The sequence below is a fragment of the Streptomyces sp. NPDC001700 genome, assembly GCF_053596435.1.
The window spans coordinates 1-21,389 of record NZ_JBSFGE010000016.1; the positions used below are offsets into that span (position 1 = coordinate 1).

Here is a 21,389-nt window from a genome sequence, read left to right on the forward strand (position 1 = left end):
TGCACAAGGGCGTGCTGCTCGCCCATCATCTGGGGCGGCGGATGGACGCGGGACGGCTGCGGCCGGAGCAGGTCAGCTTCGGCAAGCTGAACAACGTGCGCGAGGCGATCGAGATCTGCCGTACGGCCCGGACGATCCTGGGGGCCAACGGGATCTCCCTGGAATACCCGGTGATGCGGCACGCGACGAATCTGGAATCGGTGCTCACCTACGAGGGCACCGTCGAAATGCACCAACTGGTCCTCGGCAAGGCGCTCACCGGACTGGATGCCTTCCGGTGAGACGGCCTTGCCGGACTCAGCTCTGGTTGAAGAACCCGCCGATGCCGCGGGTGGACTCCCCGCTGACGATCTGGTAGTCGGCGGGGGTGAGGAGGAAGACGCGGTTGGCGACGCGCTCGATGGAGCCGCGGAGCCCGAACGTCAGTCCGGCGGCGAAATCCACCACGCGCTTGGCGTCGGCGGGTTCCATGGTCGTCAGGTTGACGATGACCGGGATGCCCTCCCGGAACATCTCACCGATTCCGCGGGCGTCCCGGAAGCCGTCCGGGGTGACCGTCGCGATCCGCGTGCCCTGGTCCTGTGCGGCCTGGTCGGCCACCCGCACCCGCGGGTCGGTCACCCAGGCGTCGCCGGGCTCGGGTCCCTCGGCGTAGTCGTCGTCGTAGTAGCGCTCGTCATCGCTGTCGTCGACGAGGCCAAGCCAAGCGCTCGCCTTGCGCACCGATCCCATGGACGCCTCCTCTCCTCTTAACGGTGTGTACTGTCCGCCCCTCTATGGTCGTCCATGATGCGGATGGTGTGCCACGTGGATTGCGGCCGCACAGCGGATTTGTGACGTTACCGGTGCACAACGTTTGGCGCCATATCAGGGTTGCACCTGATGAAGGGGGCTGACGGTGCGCTGGGTAGACTCCGCAGGCCGGACGGGTGACACCGGGGACGTACGGGTGAACGGGGACAGTTTTGTTTGGCATTATCCGGCCTTGTCGGCACCGGCTGTCGCAAAACCTGCGGACGGAATGGATGGCGCATCTGTGCGGGTTGTGCCTCGCGCTGCGCGGTGACCACGGTCAGTTTGCCCGCGTGGCCACGAACTATGACGGACTCGTCATATCCGTTCTGGTGGAGGCTCAGGCCGGTCGCTCCGAGGGCTGGCGGCGCACCGCCGGGCCGTGTCCGCTGCGCGGGATGCGCACCGCGTCGGTCGCCCGGGGCGAGGGGGCGCGGCTCGCGGCGACCGTCTCGCTGGTGCTGGCCTCCGCGAAGGTACGGGACCATGTGGCGGACGGGGACGGGGCGTTGGCCCGCCGGCCGGTCGCCGCGGCGGCCCGCCGGGTGGCCGGGCGATGGGACCGGGCGGGGGCCCGCAGCGGTGCCGAGGTCGGCTTCGACACGGCCGTACTGCTGGACGCGGTCGGGCGGCAGCAGGAGATAGAGGAGCTGGCCGGGACCGGTACCTCGCTGCTGACGATCACCGAGCCGACCGAGACCGCGACCGCCGCGGCCTTCGGACACACCGCCGTACTGGCCGGAAAGCCCGGCAACCGGGCGCCGCTGGAGGAGGCGGGACGGCTCTTCGGCAGGCTCGCGCATCTGCTGGACGCGGTCGAGGACCTGGTCGAGGACGCCGATACGGGTGCCTGGAACCCGATCGCGGCCACCGGGGCGGACCTCAGCGAGGTGCGGCGGCTGTGCGACGACGCGGCGCACGGGGTGCGGCTGGCCCTCAAGGACGTCGAATTCGCCGGTAAGGGGTCGGGCAGGCTGGCCCACGTGCTGCTGGCGCATGAGCTGCCGCGCGCGGTGGACCGGGCGTTCGGCACCACGAGCTGTACCCACACCGGGCAGGCCACGGACACCCCCGAGTCGTCCCAGGGCGCGCCGCCGCCGCAGTCGCCGTGGGTCACCCCGCCGGGGCCGGGCGGTCCCGGCGGCACGCCGCCCGAGCCGCCGGACCGGGGCAGGCGGCGCGGGCTGATGGCCGGGTGCGCGGTTTGGGCCGGGCTCTTCTGCACCTGCCAGGTGTGCTGCCGGGACCCGTACCACGACCCGTGGTCGGGGGAGCCGCGCGAGGGCTGGTGCCAGAAGTGCGATGACTGCTCGGACTGTTGTGAGTCGTGTGACTGCTGCTGCAACTGTGGTGAATGCTGCGGCAACTGCTGTGACGGGTGTGACTGCGGCTGCGATTGCGGCTGCTAGCCGACGCCCCGAAACAGACGGTGCTGAATCAGGCGGTGCTGAAACAGGTCGTGCCGAGGGGAGGGGTGGAGCGCTGAAGCGTGTGTGAGGGCGCGTGACGACGCGGACGTAACGGCCACACCGGCACGGCCGGTGGGCAGGCGAAGCCTCAAGAGCCCGAGGGGCAGCGGAGGCGGGCTGAGTTAGCCCGAACAGGACGACGACCACACCCGACCGAAGTCGATGTGGTCGCGCGTGACCAGTCGCTGCCATGAGTACATGGGGTAAGTGGAGCAGCCTTCCGCTTCCGCGTCAACCGCCGTGGGACGCGCCGCTCACATTCCGGACGGCCTTGACAACGGGCCGTGGAGAAGCCGTAGCCTCAGCGTCACGCCGTGCTGAGGGGCCCGGCTTTACGTGTGTGTGAAGGCAATGCGTGTGTTCACTTACGAACTCACGGAGCCTACGCATGTCCGCCACCCCGGACCTCCCTCCCCCATCGCCGCACGCCGTCGTCATCGTCGGCGCGGGCCCGCGCGCCACCGGGCTCGTGGAGCGGATCGCGGCCAACGCGCCGGAACTGTATGGCGACGGCGCCCCGGTCACCCTCCACCTGGTCGACCCGCATCCGTCCGGCGGCGGCCGCGTCTGGCGCCCCGACCAGTCCCCGCTGCTGTGGATGAACTCCATGGCCGAGGACGTCACCATGTTCACCGACGAGTCGGTGGAACGGGACGGTCCGGTCCGCCCCGGCCCCTCCCTCGCCGAATGGGCCGACCGCGTCCGTAGCGGAACCCTGCCCGCCGCCGAACTGGCCGCTCTGCCACCGGAGATCGTCGCCGAGGCCACCGCGCTGACCGGCCGGAGCTTCGCCACCCGACGGCTGCAGAGCGCCTATCTGCGCTGGGTGTACGAGCGCTCGGTGGCCGCCCTGCCGCCCGGGATCACCGTGGAGGAACACCGGTGCCGCGCCGTACGGGTCACCGGACCGCGCGACGGACGCCAGCAGGTGTGGCTGGAAGGGCGCGCCACCCCGCTCGTCGGGGACGCCGTGGTCCTCGCCTTCGGCCATCTCGACGCCGAGCCCGACCCCGAGCAGCGGGCGCTGGCCGCGTTCGCCGCCGAACACCATCTCGTCCATCTGCCGCCCGAGTTCACCGCCGACAGCGACCTGAGCCGACTGCGGCCGGGCGATCCGGTCATCGTCCGTGGCTTCGGCCTCGCCTTCATCGACCTGATGGCGCTGCTCACCGAGGGGCGCGGCGGACGGTTCGACCGGGGGCCCGACGGAGCGCCGGTCTACCGGCCCTCCGGGCGCGAACCCGTGCTGTACGTCGGCTCGCGCCGGGGCGTCCCGTACCACGCCAAGATCGGCTACCAGCTGACCGGCGAACGGCCGCCCGTGCCCCGCTTCTTCGGCCCCGCCCAGGTCGACGCGCTGCTGCGGCGCTCCGCTCCGCCCGACTTCCGGCGCGACATCTGGCCACTGATCGACAAGGAACTCGGGTTCGCCCACTACCACCGGCTGTTCACCGTCCACCCGGAGCGCACGGCCGCCGACTGGAGCGACTTCGAGGAGACGTACGCCGCCAGCCCGCCCGGCAGCGCCGAACTGCGGGCCGTGGTGGCCGCCGCCGTCCCCGACCCGGCCGACCGGCTCGACCTCGACGCCCTCGACCGTCCGCTCGACGGGCTGCGCTTCCCCGGCCATGACGCCCTCCAGGAGGGGTTGCGCGGCTACATCGAGGCCGATCTCGCCCGCCGCCACGACCCCGCGCACAGCACCGACCTGGCCGTCTTCCTCGCCCTGCTCTCCGTCTACGGCCAGCTCACCCGGCTCGGGGACCTCGGCGACAGCGGCTGGTGGCACGGCTTCTTCAGCTATCTCGCCTCCGGTCCGCCCGGACCGCGCCTCGAACAGCTCCTCGCGCTGTCCCGCGCCGGGGTCGTCCGCTTCCTCGGCGCCGGGCTGACCGTGGAGACCGACCCGCGTCGCGGGGTGTTCCGGGCCCACAGCGCGAGCGCCCCCGGGAGCGGCGTCGAGACCCGCGCCCTGGTCGAGGCCCGGCTGCCGGAGCCGACCGTCGACCGCTCCCGCGATCCGCTGCTGCGCGCGCTCCACCGGGACGGCGCGGCCGCCACCGGCGCGGGGCTGCTCGCCGTCAGCCCGGACGACGCCCGCGTCCTGGACCGGGCCGGGCGCCCGCACCCGCGCCGCTTCGCGCTCGGCCCGCACACCGACGGCCGGTCGTCCGGTGCCTTCGCCCGGCCCCGTACCAACGCCCCCGCGTTCCGGCAGAACGACGCGACCGCGCGCGCCCTGCTGCTGAGCCTGCGCGAGCTGTCCTGTCGCGCCTCGCTCACCGTCTGAGCCTTTCGAAAAACCTCCCCGCTCCCTTTCGAAAAACCCGCTGCCCCTAAGGACACCCGTGTCTCTGACCTCCGACCCACCCCTCAGCAAAGCGCCCGAACGCGCCGACCCCGAGGACTACTCCGCGCTCAAGGTCGTGCCCGTACGCCACCCCTGGCGCTGGGTCGCCGTCGCCGTGACGGCCGTACTGGTCGCCCAGTTCGCCCACGGGCTGATCACCAACCCCGGCTGGGAATGGGACGTCTTCGCCGCGTTCTTCACCACCGAGACCATCCTCAAGGCCGTCTGGATCACCCTTCAGCTGACGTTCTACGGCACCGCGCTCGGCTTCGCCCTCGGTATCGTCCTCGCCTTCATGCGGCTCTCCAGGAGCCCGTTCCTGAAATCGGTCGCCTTCACCTACATCTGGGCGTTCCGCTCCATCCCGCTCATCGTCCAGCTGCTCTTCTGGTTCAACCTCACGTATCTCTACAAGAAGCTCGACTTCGGCATCCCGTTCGGGCCCGGCTTCTTCTCCTTCGACACCGCAGGACTGGTCGGCGCGATGAGCGCGGCCGTCCTCGGACTCGCCCTGCACCAGGCGGCGTACGCGGCCGAGATCGTGCGCGGCGGCGTCATCGCCGTCGACGCCGGACAGCTGGAGGCGGCCGCCGCCCTCGGCATACCCAGGCTGCGGCAACTGCGCCGCGTCGTACTGCCGCAGGCGATGCGCTCGATCCTGCCGAACGCCGCCAACGAGGTCATCTCCCTGTTCAAGGGCACCTCGATCGTCTCCGTCATGGCGATCGGCGAACTCTTCTACCAGGTGCAGGTCGTCTACGGGCGCAACGGCCGCGTCGTGCCGCTCCTGATGGTCGCGACCGTCTGGTACATCATCCTGACCACCCTGCTCTCGATCGCCCAGTACTACGTCGAGCGCCACTTCTCCAGGGGAGCCACCCGATGACCGCCATGGTCGACATCCGCTCCGTCCACAAGAGCTTCGGGCCGCTGGAGGTGCTGCGCGGCATCGACTTGGAGGTACGTACCGGAGAGGTGGCCGTCGTCCTCGGCCCGTCCGGCTCCGGCAAGTCCACGCTGCTGCGCACCATCAACCACCTGGAGAAGGTGGACAGCGGCTGGATCAGCGTCGCCGGTGCGCTGGTCGGCTACCGCCGGAAGAACGACAAGCTGTACGAGCTGCGCGAGCGCGACATCCTCAAACAGCGCACCCGGATCGGCTTCGTCTTCCAGAACTTCAACCTGTTCCCGCATCTGACCGTCCTGGAGAACATCACCGAGGCCCCGGTGTCCGCCCTCGGCCGCTCCAAGAAGCAGGCCGTGGAGACCGCAGAGACCCTGCTCGCCCGGGTCGGCCTCGGGGACAAGGCGTCCGCGTACCCCCGGCAGCTCTCCGGCGGGCAGCAGCAGCGGGTGGCCATCGCCCGCGCCCTCGCGCTGGAGCCGGAGCTGCTGCTGTTCGACGAGCCGACCTCGGCCCTCGACCCCGAGCTGGTCGGGGAGGTCCTCGACGTCATCAAGGACCTGGCCGACCAGGGCACCACGATGATCGTCGTCACCCATGAGATCGGCTTCGCCCGCGAGGTCGCCGACACCGTCGTCTTCATGGACGACGGCCGGATCGTCGAGCAGGGCCCGCCGTCCGAGGTGCTCGACCACCCGCGGCACGACCGCACCAAGGCGTTCCTCTCCAAGGTCCTGTGAACGGTCCTGTGAACCATCCCATGCGGAACCATCCCCTGCACGCAAGGAGCACCCCCGTGACCACCCGCCGCACCCTTCTCGCCGTCCTCGCCGCCACCGCCTCCTCGGGCCTGCTCGCGGCATGCGGCGACGGCGACGCCCAGCAGACGGTAGGGGCGAAGGGCAAGGGCGGCGGCCTCAACATCGGCCCCGACCAGCACCGCATCAGAGGCAAGAAGGTCGACGCGATCGCGGCCAAGGTGCCCGAGAAGATCCGCCGCCGTGGCACGCTGCGCCTCGGCGGCAGCGCCGACGCCTCGCCGCCGCTCGGCTTCTACGCGACCGACGACAAGACCCGGATCGGCGTCGAGATCGACCTCGCCACCCTGGTCGCCGACACCCTCGGGCTGAAGATCCACTTCGAGGCGGTCTCCTGGGAGAACCTCTTCGTCGGCCTGGACAGCTCCAAGTTCGACGCCGTCTTCTCCAATGTCACGGTCACCGAGGAGCGCAAGGAGAAGTACGACTTCGCGACCTACCGGCTGGACGACCTCGCCTTCGAGGCCACCAAGGGCACCAGCTGGCGGGTGAAGGGCCCGGCGGACGTCGCGGGCAAGACCATCGCGGTCTCCTCCGGCACCAATCAGGAGAAAATCCTGGTCGACTGGAGCAAGCAGAACCAGAAGGCGGGCCGCAAGCCCGTCGACATCAAGTACTTCCAGAAGGACACCGACTACTACCTCGCCCTCCAGTCCAAGCGCATCGACGCCTATCTCGGCCCCCAGCCCAGCGCCGCCTACCACGTCGCCTCGGCCGGTCAGACCCAGATCGTCGGCCATATCTCCGGCGGTGGAGACCAGATCCAGGGCAAGATCGCGGCCACCACCAAGAAGGGCAGCGGGCTGGTCGACGCGTACGCCGCCGCCATCGACCACATCATCGAGGACGGTTCGTACGCCCGGGTGCTGAAGCGGTGGGGGCTCTCCCGGGAGGCGGTGAAGAAGTCCGAGATCAACCCGCGCGGCCTGCCCACCAGCTGAACGCCCCCGACCGGTTCTGACCGGTTCTGAGCGCTCTGACCGGCTCTGACCCACGAAAGGCCCCTGACCATGGCCCCTCCCACCGGCCCGCTGCATCTGGCCGCCGCCATCGACGGCACGGACCAGTACACGGCGCCGTACTACATCGAGCTGGCGCGGCTCGCCGAGCGCGGTGTGCTCGACTTCGTCACCCTGGACGATACGTTCGGCCCGCCGGGGGACGGGCAGGGCAGGCTCGACGCGCTCGCCGTCCTCGCGCGCGTCGCGCCCGCCACCGAGCGCATCGGCCTGGTGCCGACCGTCACCACCACCCACACCGAGCCGTTCCATGTCTCGTCCGCCGTGGCCACCCTGGACTGGGTGAGCCGCGGCCGGGCGGGGTGGACCGTCGCGGTGTCGGCCACGGTGGCGGAGGCGCGGCTGGTGGGCCGCCGTCCGGCCGCACCCGCCCCCGAACTCTGGGCGGAGGCGGGCGAGGTGGCCGATGTGTCCGCCCGGCTGTGGGACAGCTGGGAGGACGACGCGGAGATACGCGACACCGCCACCGGCCGCTTCGTCGACCGCGACAAGCTGCACTACGTCGACTTCGAGGGCACCACCTTCCGGGTGCGCGGCCCGGCCATCGTGCCCCGGCCGCCCCAGGGCCACCCGGTGGTCGCCGTCGCCGCCACCGACCCGGCGACCTGGGACACCGCGGCCCGCCACGCCGATGTGGTCTCCGTACGGGCGACCGACGCGGGCGAGGCGGGGCGGATCCGGGACGAACTGCGGCGCCGCGCTGCGGAGTACGGCCGGGACCCGGACGCGCTCACCGTGCTCGCGTCGGTCGCGGTGGACCTGGGCGGCGGCGAAAGCGCGGCCGAACCCGGCCCGGCCCAGGGCTCGTTGACCGCCTGGGACGGCGCTCCGCCGCTGTACCGCGGAGGGCCGGTCGACCTCGCGGACCTGATCGCCGGATGGCACTCCGCCGGGGCGGTGGACGGCTTCCACATCACTCCCGTCGTCCCGCGCCGCGACCTGGAGCGGTTCGTCAACGGCACGGTCGCGCTGCTCCAGCACCGCGGGCTCTTCCGCACCTTCTATCCCGGTACGACGCTCCGCGAGCACCTGGGGCGGCCGCGCCCGGCCAACCGCTACGCCCGCGCGAGGGAGGACGCACGATGACCGACCACCAGCCCCGGCAGCTCCACCTCGCCGCGCACTTTCCCGGCGTCAACAACACCACGGTGTGGACTGATCCGGGGTCCGGAAGCCAGATCGAGTTCTCCTCCTTCGAGCAGCTGGCGCGCACCGCCGAGCGCGGTCTGTTCGACTTCTTCTTCCTCGCCGAGGGGCTGCGGCTGCGGGAGCACAACGGCCGCGTCCACGACCTCGACGTGGTCGGCAGGCCCGAGTCGATCACCGTGCTGAACGCGCTCGCGGCCGTCACCGACCGGCTGGGCCTGGCCGCCACCGTCAACGCGACCTTCAACGAGCCGTACGAACTCGCCCGCCGCCTCGCCTCGCTCGACCACCTCAGCGGGGGCCGCGCCGCCTGGAACGTCGTCACCTCATCCGACGCGTTCACCGGCGAGAACTTCCGGCGCGGCGGCTATCTCGACCGGGCCGACCGCTACACCCGGGCCGCCGAGTTCGTCGCCGCCGCGCGCGAGCTGTGGGACTCCTGGCCGGACGGCGGTGTGCCACGGCCGTTCGCCCACCGGGGCGAGCAGTTCGACATCGAGGGGCGGTTCGGCGTACCGCGCTTCCCGCAGGGCCATCCGGTGGTGATCCAGGCCGGAGACTCCGACGAGGGCCGGGAGTTCGCGGCCTCCGCCGCCGACATCATCTTCACCCGGCACGGCACCCTGGAGGCGGGCCGCGCCTTCTACGCCGACGTCAAGCGGCGGCTGGCGGCGTACGGCCGGGCGCCCGGCGATCTGAAGATCATGCCCGGGGTGACCTTCGTCCTCGGCGACACCGCGGCCGAGGCCCAGGAGAGGGCCGCCGAGATCCGGCGGCAGCAGGTCTCGCCACAGAACGCGATCCTCGCCCTGGAGCAGGTCTGGGGCGTGGACCTGTCCGGATACGACCCGGACGGGCCGCTTCCGGACATCGACCCGGACCCCGGCTCCCAGCTCGTCCAGGGCCGGGTGCGGCACGCCGATCCGCTGGAGATCGCCGCCAAGTGGCGGGCGCTGTCGGAGGAGAAGGGACTCTCCATCCGGCAGACCGTCATCGAGACGACCGGTCGGCAGTCGTTCATCGGCACTCCGGACGCGGTCGCCGGGGAGATGGCGCGATTCGTACGGGAGGAGGCCGCCGACGGCTTCATCCTGGTGCCGCATCTGACCCCCGGCGGGCTCGACGACTTCGTGGACCGGGTAGTTCCGCTGCTGCGGGAACGGGGCGTCTTCCGCACCGCGTACTCGGGCCGCACCCTCCGCGACCATCTGGGGCTTTCCCTCCCGGCCGCCCCGGAATAGGCGGTACCGGAGCGGTCGCCCGGTGGCGGGACCATCCGGTCGGCCGCCAAGTGGAACCCGGCCGCCGCTGTGCCCGTCCCACTGGGTGTCCGAGGGACGGGCGCATTGCCCCGGCGGCCGAAAGGTGCCGGGGCCATGTGGCGTGTGCCCGGTGGGTTTCCGAATTGTCCTCTTGCCCTTTGCCGCCGCGTCCGCGAATACTTCCGGGCAGCGCTTGTCAGGGGCACGTCGGAAAATTCCCGTCCGGTGTGCTCGCTGACTGCGCCTCACGGGCCTGCCCACCCAAGCAGACCCCCGATTCCCTCGGAGGAAGAGTTGAGGATCAAGCGCACTACCCCCCACGGCCCCCAGGCGAGACGCATCGCCCTCCTCGCCGCCACCTCGGCCCTCGTGGCCGGAACGGCGCTCGCGGCCCCCGCCGCCTACGCGGGGAACGACGCGGCCCGCACCTTCACCGCGGCCGAGGCCAAGGCGGCGGGTGACGCCGTGCTGAGCGCCGATGTCGCGGGCACCGCCTGGTATGTCGACAAGGCGACCAACACCCTGGTCGTCACCGCTGACAGCACCGTCTCCCAGGGCGAGATCGCCAAGATCAAGGACGCGGCGGGCAGCAGCGCCGACGCGATCGAGGTCAACCGCACCCCCGGCAAGATCAACAAGCTGCTCTCCGGCGGCGACGCGATCTACGCGAGTAGCTGGCGCTGCTCGCTCGGCTTCAACGTGCGCAACAGCAGCGGGGCGAACTACGCCGTGACCGCCGGACACTGCACCGACGGTGCGGGCACCTGGTGGTCGAACTCCGGCAAGACCACCGTCGTCGGCCCGACGTCCGGCTCCAGCTTCCCGACCAACGACTACGGTCTGGTCCGGTACAGCGGCACCGCCACCCCCGAGGGCACCGTCGGCAGCCAGGACATCACCCGGGCCGCCAACCCGACCGTCGGCCAGACGGTCACCCGGCGCGGCAGCACCACCGGCACCCACAGCGGCCGGGTCACCGCGCTGAACGCCACCGTCAACTACGGCGGCGGCGACATCGTGTACGGCATGATCCAGACCACCGTCTGCGCCGAGCCCGGCGACAGCGGCGGCCCCCTGTACTCCGGTTCCACCGCCCTCGGCCTCACCTCCGGCGGCAGCGGCAACTGCTCCTCCGGCGGCACCACGTTCTTCCAGCCGGTCGTCGAGGCGCTGAGCGCGTACGGCGTGAGCGTCTACTAGACCCCTACGCGTACCCGCACGAAGACACGTCTTTCGCACCACCTGACGCGCACCCCCGCCCGGGCTTCCGGGCGGGGGTGCGGAACTGCTGCCGCTTGTGTACGAGTGCGTTTTTGCAAGCATGAGTGAGCGCTGGTACCTAGCGGTCGCGACGTGTGTGGAGGGCCTCGGGTTCATGGGAACGGAAGTCTGTGTGTCGAATGGGTGACCTTTGTGGATGGGGGTCGTCGGACGGGGCGAGAGGTTCTTCGATGGCGGCCGGGGGCGAGAGGTTTGGGCGGGGTGCGGGAAGCGGCGACGCCATTTGTGGTGCCCGGTCCTTCCGGGGTGACTGTCCGGGCCCGGCTGCGCGTGTCGGAACGTGATGCGGCGGTGCTGGCCGAGGTGGGGGCGTTCCTCGGTGGACTGGCCGCACGTGATCTGGCGGTGCGTTCCCGGCAGGGTCTGGAGCACGGCGGTCAGAGTTGGGCGGTGCGGAAGCGGGAGCTGACCGGGGTCTCGTCGGCGAGGTGGGCGGGCAGCATTACCAAGGCGACCCATGACCAGTGGGCCTTGGCTCGGCGCGGGCAGGCAGCCGAGATGGCGTGGCTGCGCAAGCAGATCGCGTCACTCGAGGCGCGGCTGGCGCGTCCGCTGGGCGCGAAGGCGGACAAGCGGGAAGGCGTGCCGCGCGGGTACGGTTCGCGGGCCGAGTGGCACGCCAAGTCCCGCCGTAGGCACGCGCTGCGAGCCCGGCTGGCCGGGGTGGAGGCGGACTGGGCGGCGGGCCGCGTGCGGGTGGTGCGAGGCGGGAAGAAACTCGTGCACCTGCGCCAGCACTTGGATCAGGCCGGGCTGAGTGAGCAGGCGTGGCGGGGGCGGTGGCGGGCGGCGCGGATGTTCCTGGCCGCGGACGGCGAGTCCGGCAAACGTCTGGGCAACGAGACGATCCGCATCACCGCCACCGGCCAGCTCTCGATCAAACTCCCCGCGACGTTGGCCCGTTTGGCCAACGCTTCGCACGGGCGGTATGTGCTGGACGCGACCGTGGCGTTCCACCACCGGCGTGAGGAGTGGCGGGACCGGATCACGAACAACCGGGCGGTGGCCTACCGCATCCACCACGATGTGGCCCGGGGCCGCTGGTACGTGACCGCCTCCTGGCAGCGCGCTCTTGTTCCTGCGCTGCCGCTGGAAGCGGCGCTTTCCCGGGGTGTGGTCGCCGTCGACATGAACGACGATCACCTGGCCGCTTGGCGCCTGGACATCCACGGCAACCCGGTGGGCGATCCCCGCCGCTTCTTCTACGACCTGTCGGGGAGCGCCCAGCGCCGGGATGCGCAGATCCGGCACGCGCTCACCAGGCTGCTGCACCACACTCGCGCTACCGCGGCGGGGGCGATCGCTATCGAGGACCTGGACTTCACCGACGGCCGGTGCCGGGAGAAGTACGGCCGCAACAAACGCTTCCGGCGCCTGATCTCCCGCTTCCCTACCGCGAGGCTGAAGGCCCGGCTGGTGGCCATGGCCGCCGAGCAGGACATCGCCATCGTCGCGGTCGATCCGGCCTATACCTCCCGGTGGGGCGCCCAGCACTGGCAGCAGCCCCTCACCACCAGCAACCGCAAGGTTTCCCGGCACGATGCGGCCAGCATCGCGATCGGGCGACGCGCCCTCGGACACCCGATCCGGCGACGGACGGCACCGCCCCACGACGACCAGAGCGATCGCCGTGGGCATCGGACCGCCCAGGCCCGACCGGACACCCGACGGTGTGAGGAACCCCGCCCCCGCCCTCCCGGACCACGGACAAGATCCGTGCCGCCTGGCAGCGGAGCGAACGCGGGCGACCAGCGAGCCCAACACCGTTCGGGGCACGCGGCTGAGCATGGGTTCTGGAATCAGGACTCACTCCCGCTCAGTCTTTAGGAACGGTTCTCCGGGTTATCCACAGGTCTCCCGGGTCGGGCGGAGCGGGACTATCGTGGACATCGGTATCCCGGGTGGGGCATCGTTCGCGATTTGGACGGCAGGTGGCCGTGATGCTCGATGCACTCGTGACAGTGGTGGTGATCCTGGCCTGTGCCGGTGCCGTCTGCGCCATGGCGGCGGCCCGCGTGGTCAAGCAGTACGAGCGGGGGGTGGTCTTCCGGCTCGGAAGGCTCCGCTCGGATGTCCGGGGGCCCGGCTTCACCATGATCGCTCCGGCCTTCGACCGGCTCCGCAAGGTGAACATGCAGATCGTGACGATGCCCGTGCCCGCCCAGGAGGGCATCACCCGCGACAATGTGACCGTGCGGGTCGACGCGGTCGTCTACTTCAAGGTGGTGGACCCGGCCGAGGCGATCGTCGCGGTCGAGGACTACCGCTTCGCGGTCTCCCAGATGGCCCAGACCTCGCTGCGTTCGATCATCGGCAAGAGCGATCTGGACGATCTGCTCTCCAACCGGGAGAAGCTCAACCAGGGGCTGGAGCTGATGATCGACAGCCCGGCCATCGGCTGGGGCGTCCATATCGACCGCGTCGAGATCAAGGACGTGTCGCTGCCGGAGACCATGAAGCGGTCGATGGCCCGGCAGGCGGAGGCCGACCGGGAGCGCCGGGCCCGGGTGATCAACGCGGACGCGGAGCTGCAGGCGTCGAAGAAGCTCGCCGAGGCCGCCAAGCAGATGTCCGAGACCCCGTCCGCCCTTCAGCTGCGGCTGCTGCAGACGGTGATGGCGGTCGCCGCCGAGAAGAACTCCACGCTGGTCCTGCCCATACCGGTGGAGCTGCTGCGCTTCCTGGAGCGGGGCTACCAGCCCCCGGGTGCGGCCCGGCCGGACGGCGGCAGCGCCAAGGAGCAGGTGCCCGCCGAGCAGGAGGCCGCGCCCGCCGTGCAGGAGGCCGCGCCCGCTCCGGCCGTCCCCACGCTGACGGAGCGTGAACCGGAGCGTGCCGTGGAGCGGTGATCCGTCGGCCGTAAACCCCGTGCCCGCGTGCCCGATAGAGGTGCGCGGGCACCGTCATGTCCGGATATGAGGATCGACGCTCCATAAATTTCATGCAGATGACGTGAACGCGGTCTTGTGCGCCCCCGGCGGCGCTGGGAATACTCGGCGGCGCAATTTGGCATGGACGCGCTCCCGTACGGGCAGGCGCGCCCCGTGCCGTACGCCCTCCGGGCCGGGCACCCCACTGCCGACGGCCCAACCCCCCACTGGAGGACAGAGAGTTGAAGCACCGCCGCATACCCAAGCGCCGTGCAGCCATAGCCGGGACCGGAGCCGTGGCACTCGTCGCCGCCGCGCTCACCCTGCAGAACGCCAATGCCGCCCCCGCCGAGCCGCAGCCGCACACGCTCTCGGTGAACGCCGCGGGCAAGCTCGCGGGCACCCTCACGTCGGCGCTCAAGGGTGACACCGTCGGTTCGTACTACGACGCCAAGGCCAAGAAGCTCGTGGTCAACGTGGTGAACAAGGCCGCCGCCGAGCGGGTCGCCGACGCGGGCGCCGAGGCCAAGGTGGTCGAGCACACGCTGGCGCAGCTCAAGCAGGCGCGCATCACCCTGAAGGACAAGGCCACCATCCCCGGCACCTCGTGGTCGGTCGACCCCAGAGCCAACAAGGTCGTCGTCACCGCGGACAGCAGCGTCAAGGGCGGCCGGTTGGCCACGCTCAACAAGGTCGCCAAGAGCCTGGGCGACAAGGTCGAGGTGAAGCGCTCGGCTGGTAAGTTCTCCACCTTCCTCGCGGGCGGCGACGCCATCTGGGGCGGTGGCGGGCGCTGCTCGCTGGGGTTCAACGTGGTCAAGGGCGGCGAGCCGTACTTCCTGACCGCCGGTCACTGCACCGCGTCCATCGACAGCTGGTCCGACTCGCAGGGCGGTGACGAGATCGGGGCCAACGAGGGCAGTGAGTTCCCCGGTAACGACTACGGCCTGGTCAAGTACACCAAGGACGTCCCGCACCCGAGCGAGGTGAACCTCTACAACGGTGACACCCAGGCCATCTCCAAGGCCGGTGAGGCCACCGTCGGCCAGAAGGTGACCCGCAGCGGTTCCACCACCCAGGTGCACGACGGTGAGGTCACCGGCCTCGACGCGACCGTCAACTACCAGGAGGGCTCGGTCAGCGGGCTGATCCAGACCAACGTCTGCGCCGAGCCCGGCGACAGCGGCGGCGCGCTCTTCGCGGGCGACACCGCGCTCGGTCTGACCTCGGGCGGCAGCGGCGACTGCTCCTCGGGTGGCGAGACCTTCTTCCAGCCGGTGCCGGAGGCGCTGGAGGCGTACGGAGCCGAGATCGGCTGACCTGCTGACCTGCCGACCTGCCGCGACAGGGACAGGCCCCCGGACACCCGTGGACGGTGTCCGGGGGCCTTCGCGCGGCCGCTCAGAAGCAGCGGCTCAGAACTCGAAGACCTGGGTCAGGGCCGCGTTCTTGAGGCAGTTGTTGGCGAAGGTGTGCTCGTACGCCACCCGCTGACCGTCCCAGATCCCCTCCGCGGTGACGGTCACCGGCCGCCACTCCTTGGTGCACACCCGGCCGGACTCGGTGCCCTCGGTCAGGGTGGAGAACTCGCCGTTCACGGCGCGCAGTTCGGCGCAGGCCCGGGCGGGCGCCGGGTGGGTACCCGAGGGGGTGGGCTGACAGCTCACCGTCACCGCCCGCTGGACGGCCATCGAGGACGCGTCGGGTCCGTGGCCGATGCTGAGGACCAGCGCGGAGGGCGGATACAGGCTCTTCGGCGTCGCGGACTCGGCGTGTGCCGTGCCGCTGGCCCCCAGTCCGAGCGCGGCGCTCATGGCCAGCGCGGCGCCGAGGCCACCGATCGCCCCTGTCGTCTTCCGCATATCGAACACTCCCTTGCTCGTGCTTGCAGATACCGGACGGAGTTCTACGCCCCGCAAGTCGGGAACGCACGTTGATCGAGCACTTCCGGTCGCTACAAGTAGTCATTCGGTGGCTCATTGTCGCGTGTGCGGGGTGTGGCCCAGCGGAACGCCGCGTGTCGACCGGGTGCGTGCTGGTGTGCGGGCCGGGGGAGTGCGGTTGCCTCGCCGCGTTGTCGAACGACAGTTCAGGGCCGCTCAAATCGATTCAGAAATGCTCAGATGTGAGGCATGCCGAGAGTGTCGGGGTGCGAGTGGCGCCAGGGCGAGAACCTGCCAGGGCAAGCCGACCGTAAGGGGACGAAGTCGGTGGCTTTTCGGCTGCCTGATTCAGGTGAGGGGGAGTGTCAGTCCAGTGCGCCGGTGAGCGGGCCGGTGTTGCGGCCCCAGCCGTACGCGCGGTCGGCGCGCAGCCGCACCACCAGCCGCCGGTCGGCCACCATCGCGGCGCGAAACTCCTCCCAGTCCGGGTGGTCGCCCTGGATGGCGCGGTAGACCTCGACCAGCTCGTCGGCGGTGGCGTCGTGCGGATCGGTCGTCACGGGCGTCAGCTCGGCGTTGCCCTCGGCCACCAGATAGGAGAAGCGGTCGCCGCTGGTGACGTAGAAGCTCGCGCGCGGGTCGCGGCGCAGATTGCGGGTCTTGGCGCGGTCGTCGGTGACCGAGACGCGGATGAGGTGCTCGGCCGGGTCGTAGCTGTAGGCGACGTTGGACAGCTGGGGGCGGCCGTCGCGCTTGAGGGTGACCAGCGCGCCGGTGTGCTGTTCCCGCAGCAGGTCGAACAGGGTCGGCTCCGTCATGGTGATCAGGATACGGGCGCCGATGGCCGATTTCCCGGGATGCGACACGCGGAATGAAGGGGTGATTTGTTCGCTTATGGTGTATATGGAAACGCCGCGAGGGGCGCTCGGTGCCCGTTCGAGGTCACTCGCACGCTTGTTCGAGAATGGGGTTAAGGTGGGGGCCGGGGAGGACGACCAGAGCAGGACCGGCCAGGGGGTGTGAGCAGTGGGAGGTGCGGATGCCAGGCTTCACGCATCTGCACACCGCCTCCGGGTTCTCCATGCGGTACGGCGCCGCACACCCGGAGCGGCTGGCGGCGCGCGCCGCCGAGCGCGGCATGGACGCCATCGCGCTGACCGACCGCGACAGCCTCGCCGGAGCGGTGCGATTCGCCCGGGCGAGTGAGGCCGCGGGCGTCAGGCCGCTCTTCGGCGTGGATCTGGCCGTCCAGGCGGCACCCCCGGACCCGGGGCGCACGCACCGGCGGCGCACGCCCGTGCGCGGCGGGGCGTTCATCGACGAGTCCACGCCCCGGGCGGTCTTCCTCGCCCGGGACGGCGCCGCCGGGTGGGCCGCCCTGTGCGGGCTGGTCTCCGCCGCCCACGCCGGGCTCGGCCACCCCGGCACCGCCCGTACGAACGGCGACGGACCGCCCCTGCTGCACTGGCGCGACCTGGTCGACACCCCCGGGGCGCTCGCCCCCGTGACCCCGCTCCTCGGCCCGGACTCCGACGTCGGCCGCGCCCTGGCCGCCGGGCGCCCCGACCGGGCCGCCCGGCTGCTCGCCCCCTGGCGCGAGCTGTTCGGCGACGCGCTGCGCCTGGAGGCCGTATGGCACGGCCGCACCGGCACCGGGCCCGGCTCGCTGCGGCTGGCCGCCCGTACCGTCGGCTTCGCCGCCGACCAGGGCGTGCGGGCCGTCCTCAGCAACGCCGTCCGCTACGCCGACCCCGGCGAGGGCCCGGTCGCCGACGTCCTGGACTCCGCCCGCAGGCTCGTCCCCATCGACCCGCGCGACCCCGCCGCGCTCGACAGCGGTGAGCGCTGGCTCAAGGGCCCGCGCGATATGGCGCGCGCCGCCGAGCGGATCGCGGAGGCGGCCGGGCTGCGGCGGGACGGCGCGCACCGGCTGCTGGAGGAGACGGCGCGTACCGCCGCCGCGTGCCTGGTCGACCCCGAGGACCACATCGGCCTCGGCACCGTCCACTTCCCCGAACCGCGCCTGGTCGGCGCGGGGCGGCGGAGCGCCGAGCGGGTGCTCCGGTCGCGCTGCGCCGCCGCCATGGTGCTGCGGGGCTACGACCGCGACCGGGCACGCTGGGAGCGGCTGGAGGACGAGCTGCGCACCATCGAACGGCTCGGCTTCGCCTCGTACTTCCTCACCGTCGCCCGGGTCGTGGACGACACCCGGGCGCTCGGGGTGCGGGTGGCCGCCCGGGGCTCCGGCGCGGGCTCGTTCGTCAACCATCTGCTCGGCATCGCCCACGCCGACCCCGTGGCCTGCGGTCTGCTGATGGAGCGCTTCCTGTCGGTACGGCGGGCCGCGCTGCCCGACATCGACATCGACGTGGAGTCCGCGCGCCGCCTCGACGTCTACCGCGCGATCTTCGACCGCTTCGGGCCGGAGCGGGTCGCGACCGTCTCGATGCCCGAGACCTACCGGGTGCGGCACGCCGTACGGGACGTCGGCGCGGCCCTCGGCATGGACCCGGCCGAGGTGGACCGGCTCGCCAAGGCCTTCCCGCACATCCGCGCCCGCGACGCGCGGGCGGCGCTCGCCGAACTGCCCGAGCTGAAGGAGGTCGCGGCCGAGCAGGATCGTTTCGGCAAGCTCTGGGAGCTGGTCGAGGCGCTCGACGGCCTGCCCCGGGGCATCGCCATGCACCCCTGCGGGGTGCTGCTCTCGGACGCCGGGCTGCCGGGCCGTACGCCCATCGTGCCGACCAGCGGCGAGGGCTTCCCCATGTCGCAGTTCGACAAGGACGACGTCGAGGAGCTGGGGCTGCTCAAGCTCGACGTCCTCGGCGTACGGATGCAGTCCGCGATGGCGCACGCGGTCGCCGAGATCCGGCGGGCGACGGGTGAGACCGTGGACCTCGACGACCCCGCGCAGGTCCGGCCCGGCGACCCGGCGACCTACGACCTGATCCGCTCCACCGAGACGCTCGGCTGCTTCCAGATCGAATCGCCCGGCCAGCGCGATCTGCTCGGCCGCCTCCAGCCCACCTCCTTCCATGACCTCGTGGTCGACATATCGCTCTTCCGGCCGGGCCCGGTCGCCGCCGACATGGTGCGCCCCTTCATCGACGCCCGGCACGGCCGCCACCCCGCCCGCTATCCGCATCCGGACCTGACGGACGCGCTGCGCGAGACCCATGGGGTCGTCGTCTTCCACGAGCAGATCATCAAGATCCTGTCGATCATGACCGGATGCGAACGGGACCTCGCCGACGAGGCGCGCCGCGCCCTGTCCGACCCCGAACGGCAGGGCCGGGTGCGAGCCTGGTTCCACGCGGAGGCGGGCCTGCGGGGGTACTCGGCGGAGGTGCTGGGCCGTACCTGGGAGATCGTCGAGGCGTTCGGTTCGTACGGCTTCTGCAAGGCGCACGCGGTCGCCTTCGCGGTCCCGACGTACCAGTCCGCCTGGCTCAAGGCGCACCATCCGGCGGCCTTCTACGCGGGGCTGCTCACCCACGACCCCGGGATGTACCCGAAGCGGCTGCTGCTGGCGGACGCGCGGCGGCGGGGCGTACCGATCCTGCCGCTCGATGTGAACCGCTCGGGCTCCGACTATCGAATCGAACTGATGTCTGGGGGTCGTGATGGTGATGGTGATGGTGGTGTGGGGGTCCGGCTGGCGCTGAGCGACGTCCACGGCATCAGCGAGGCCGAGACGCGGCGGATCGCCGCCGGGCAGCCCTACTCCTCGCTCCAGGACCTGTGGCTGCGCGCCCACCCCGGGCGGCCGGTCGCCGAACGGCTGGCCCAGGTCGGGGCGTTGGACGCGTTCGGTACGGGCCGCCGCGATCTGCTGCTGCATATCGCCGAACTGCACCGGCAGCGGGGCGGGGCGCACGACGAGGGTCAGCTGCCGCTGGCCGAAACCGGCCCGCCCGCCCCCGCCGGGCTGCCCGACCTCGACGACGGCGAACGCCTCGGCGCCGAGCTGGGCATCCTCGGCATGGACGTCTCCCGCCATCTGATGGCCGACCACCGGGCCTTCCTGGACGAGCTGGGCGCGATGCCCGCGAAGCGGCTGCGGTCGGCCCGGCACGGTGAGACGGTGCTCGTCGCGGGCGCCAAGGCCGCCACCCAGACCCCGCCGATCCGCTCCGGCCGCCGGGTCATCTTCACCACCCTGGACGACGGTACGGGCCTGGTCGACTGCGCCTTCTTCGACGACAGCCACGCCGCCTGCGCGCACACCGTCTTCCACTCCTGGCTGCTGCTGGTGCGCGGGGTCGTCCAGCGCCGTGGGCCGCGCAGCCTCAGCGTCGTCGGATCGGCCGTCTGGAACCTCGCCGAACTGGCCCGGCTGCGCAGCGAAGGCGGTCTGGAGGCGGTCGCCGCCGAGCTGGCGGGCGCGGGCGCGGATTCGGCCTCGGGCGAGAGCGAGGCCGAGGCCGACTCCGGTCGCCGCATCCAGCTGTCCACCGGCTACGCCCTGCACCCCTGGGCCGACCTCCAGCCCGCGGGCGACCAGTCCGCCACCGGCCGCAAACTGTGGCACTCGAGCCCGGGGAGCGCGGGATGACGGCTGAGCACCCCCATGTGCTGTACGTGCGCTTCCAGGGCGACGGCGCGCTCGCCGAGGACGTCTATCAGGGGCTGCTCGCGCTGCTCGGCGAGGTGACGCCCGTCGTGGAGGCGCTGCCGCCCGATGCCGCGCTCGCCGATGTCCGGGGCGCGCTGCGGTACTTCGGGCGGGACGCGGCGGGGCTCGCGGAGATCGTACGGGTACGGGCGCTGGCCCGGTACGGCGTCGACTGCACCGTGGGCGTCGCCGCCAACCCCATGCTCGCCCGCATGGCCGCCCACGACACCCCGCCGAACACGCCCGGCACGGTCCGTACCGTGCCCGGTGACCCCGACGCCGTCGCCGGGTTCCTGGCCCGTAAGCCGCCCATCGCCCTGCCCGGGGTGGGCGCCGCGACGGCCAGGGCCCTGTGTGCGTACGGCCTCGACAGCACCGAGCGGATCGCCGCCGCGCCGCTGGGCACGCTGCAGCGGATCCTCGGTGCGGCGACCGCGCGCCGGGTGCACGCGTGGGCGCACGGCATCGATCCCGCGCCCGTCACCCCGAACGCCCCCGCCCGCGCCGTGGGCGCCGAGCACCGCTTCGACCGCGATGAGCTGGACCCGGTCCGGCGGCGCCGGGCGCTGCTGACGCTCGCCGACGGGCTCGGCATCCGGCTGCGGACGAGCGGGCAGATCGCGTCCCGGCTCAGCCTCACCGTCCGGTACGCGGACCGCTCCTCGACGACCCGTACCCGGACCCTGACCGAGCCGACCGCCCACACCCCGGTGCTGACCGCCGCCGCGTACGCGCTGCATGACGCGCTCGGGCTGCAGCGGGCCCGGGTGCGGTCCGTCGCGCTGCGGGCCGAGGGGCTGATGGGTGCCGAACTCGCCGCCCATCAGCTGTCCTTCGACGCCGAGGACGACAAGGCCCGCCGGGCGGAGGCCGCCGCCGACCGGGCGCGGGCCCGCTTCGGGGTGTCCGTGGTCCGGCCCGCCGGATTCCTGGACGTCGCGTAAGGCGTGGCGTTAGTCCTGGACGTCGCGTAAGGGCTG

The 21,389-nt window shown here is 71.7% G+C and carries 17 protein-coding genes; 14 read left to right on the forward strand and 3 right to left on the reverse strand.

Annotated features, from left to right (window positions below):
• Nucleotides 1–281 (forward strand): acyl-CoA dehydrogenase family protein (locus tag ACWC5C_RS27200; RefSeq protein ID WP_450879455.1); only part of this gene is annotated, 281 nt, incomplete at its 5' end.
• A gap of 16 nt (nucleotides 282–297) precedes the next feature.
• On the opposite strand, the gene ACWC5C_RS27205 is transcribed toward ACWC5C_RS27200, so the two are convergent.
• A complete protein-coding gene (locus ACWC5C_RS27205; RefSeq protein WP_450879457.1) occupies nucleotides 298–732 on the reverse strand; it encodes a cell division protein SepF in 435 nt (144 codons plus the stop codon).
• A 233-nt stretch (nucleotides 733–965) separates the two neighbouring features.
• On the opposite strand from ACWC5C_RS27205, the gene ACWC5C_RS27210 reads away from it, so the two are divergent.
• From ACWC5C_RS27210 to ACWC5C_RS27260, 11 genes are all read left to right on the forward strand, one after another.
• Nucleotides 966–2,201 (forward strand): DUF5685 family protein, encoded by a 1,236-nt coding sequence (locus tag ACWC5C_RS27210; RefSeq protein ID WP_450879459.1) that lies wholly within the window; start codon nucleotides 966–968, stop codon nucleotides 2,199–2,201.
• A gap of 448 nt (nucleotides 2,202–2,649) precedes the next feature.
• On the forward strand, nucleotides 2,650–4,551 hold the full coding sequence (locus tag ACWC5C_RS27215) for an FAD/NAD(P)-binding protein (protein ID WP_450879461.1): 1,902 nt from the start codon (nucleotides 2,650–2,652) through the stop codon (nucleotides 4,549–4,551).
• 58 nt (nucleotides 4,552–4,609) lie between these two features.
• Complete coding sequence (locus ACWC5C_RS27220; RefSeq protein WP_450879463.1) at nucleotides 4,610–5,497, forward strand: amino acid ABC transporter permease; 888 nt, start codon at nucleotides 4,610–4,612, stop codon at nucleotides 5,495–5,497.
• Between the two features lie 5 nt (nucleotides 5,498–5,502).
• A complete protein-coding gene (locus tag ACWC5C_RS27225; RefSeq protein WP_450879717.1) occupies nucleotides 5,503–6,255 on the forward strand; it encodes an amino acid ABC transporter ATP-binding protein in 753 nt (250 codons plus the stop codon).
• Nucleotides 6,256–6,311: 56 nt separating this feature from the next.
• Complete coding sequence (locus ACWC5C_RS27230) at nucleotides 6,312–7,274, forward strand: ABC transporter substrate-binding protein (RefSeq protein WP_450879465.1); 963 nt, start codon at nucleotides 6,312–6,314, stop codon at nucleotides 7,272–7,274.
• 69 nt (nucleotides 7,275–7,343) lie between these two features.
• Nucleotides 7,344–8,438, forward strand: a complete 1,095-nt coding sequence (locus ACWC5C_RS27235) for an LLM class flavin-dependent oxidoreductase (RefSeq protein ID WP_450879467.1) — start codon at nucleotides 7,344–7,346, stop codon at nucleotides 8,436–8,438.
• A complete protein-coding gene (locus ACWC5C_RS27240; protein WP_450879469.1) occupies nucleotides 8,435–9,739 on the forward strand; it encodes an NtaA/DmoA family FMN-dependent monooxygenase in 1,305 nt (434 codons plus the stop codon). Before ACWC5C_RS27235 ends, ACWC5C_RS27240 begins: the two co-directional genes overlap by 4 nt.
• Before the next feature lie 315 nt (nucleotides 9,740–10,054).
• Nucleotides 10,055–10,960, forward strand: coding sequence for a S1 family peptidase (locus ACWC5C_RS27245; RefSeq protein ID WP_450879471.1), 906 nt, complete (start codon nucleotides 10,055–10,057; stop codon nucleotides 10,958–10,960).
• A 351-nt stretch (nucleotides 10,961–11,311) separates the two neighbouring features.
• Nucleotides 11,312–12,868, forward strand: a complete 1,557-nt coding sequence (locus ACWC5C_RS27250) for an IS200/IS605 family accessory protein TnpB-related protein (RefSeq protein ID WP_450879473.1) — start codon at nucleotides 11,312–11,314, stop codon at nucleotides 12,866–12,868.
• A gap of 113 nt (nucleotides 12,869–12,981) precedes the next feature.
• Nucleotides 12,982–13,890, forward strand: a complete 909-nt coding sequence (locus tag ACWC5C_RS27255) for a slipin family protein (RefSeq protein ID WP_450879475.1) — start codon at nucleotides 12,982–12,984, stop codon at nucleotides 13,888–13,890.
• A gap of 263 nt (nucleotides 13,891–14,153) precedes the next feature.
• Entirely contained in the window at nucleotides 14,154–15,230 is a 1,077-nt protein-coding gene (locus tag ACWC5C_RS27260) for a S1 family peptidase (RefSeq protein WP_450879477.1), read from the forward strand.
• A 96-nt stretch (nucleotides 15,231–15,326) separates the two neighbouring features.
• Here the strand turns inward: ACWC5C_RS27260 and ACWC5C_RS27265 are convergent, their stop codons facing one another.
• Nucleotides 15,327–15,773, reverse strand: a complete 447-nt coding sequence (locus tag ACWC5C_RS27265; protein ID WP_450879479.1) for a subtilase-type protease inhibitor — start codon at nucleotides 15,771–15,773, stop codon at nucleotides 15,327–15,329.
• A 386-nt stretch (nucleotides 15,774–16,159) separates the two neighbouring features.
• Nucleotides 16,160–16,612 carry a PPOX class F420-dependent oxidoreductase gene (locus tag ACWC5C_RS27270; protein ID WP_450879481.1) on the reverse strand — a complete coding sequence of 151 codons (453 nt, stop codon included), beginning with the start codon at nucleotides 16,610–16,612 and terminating at the stop codon, nucleotides 16,160–16,162.
• A 221-nt stretch (nucleotides 16,613–16,833) separates the two neighbouring features.
• Between ACWC5C_RS27270 and ACWC5C_RS27275 the strand changes: the two genes are divergently transcribed.
• Both ACWC5C_RS27275 and ACWC5C_RS27280 read left to right on the forward strand, forming a co-directional pair.
• Nucleotides 16,834–20,349, forward strand: a complete 3,516-nt coding sequence (locus ACWC5C_RS27275; protein WP_450879483.1) for a DNA polymerase III subunit alpha — start codon at nucleotides 16,834–16,836, stop codon at nucleotides 20,347–20,349.
• Entirely contained in the window at nucleotides 20,346–21,353 is a 1,008-nt protein-coding gene (locus ACWC5C_RS27280) for a DNA polymerase Y family protein (RefSeq protein ID WP_450879485.1), read from the forward strand. The genes ACWC5C_RS27275 and ACWC5C_RS27280 overlap by 4 nt, the downstream gene beginning before the upstream one ends.
• The last annotated feature ends 36 nt before the right edge of the window (nucleotides 21,354–21,389 follow it).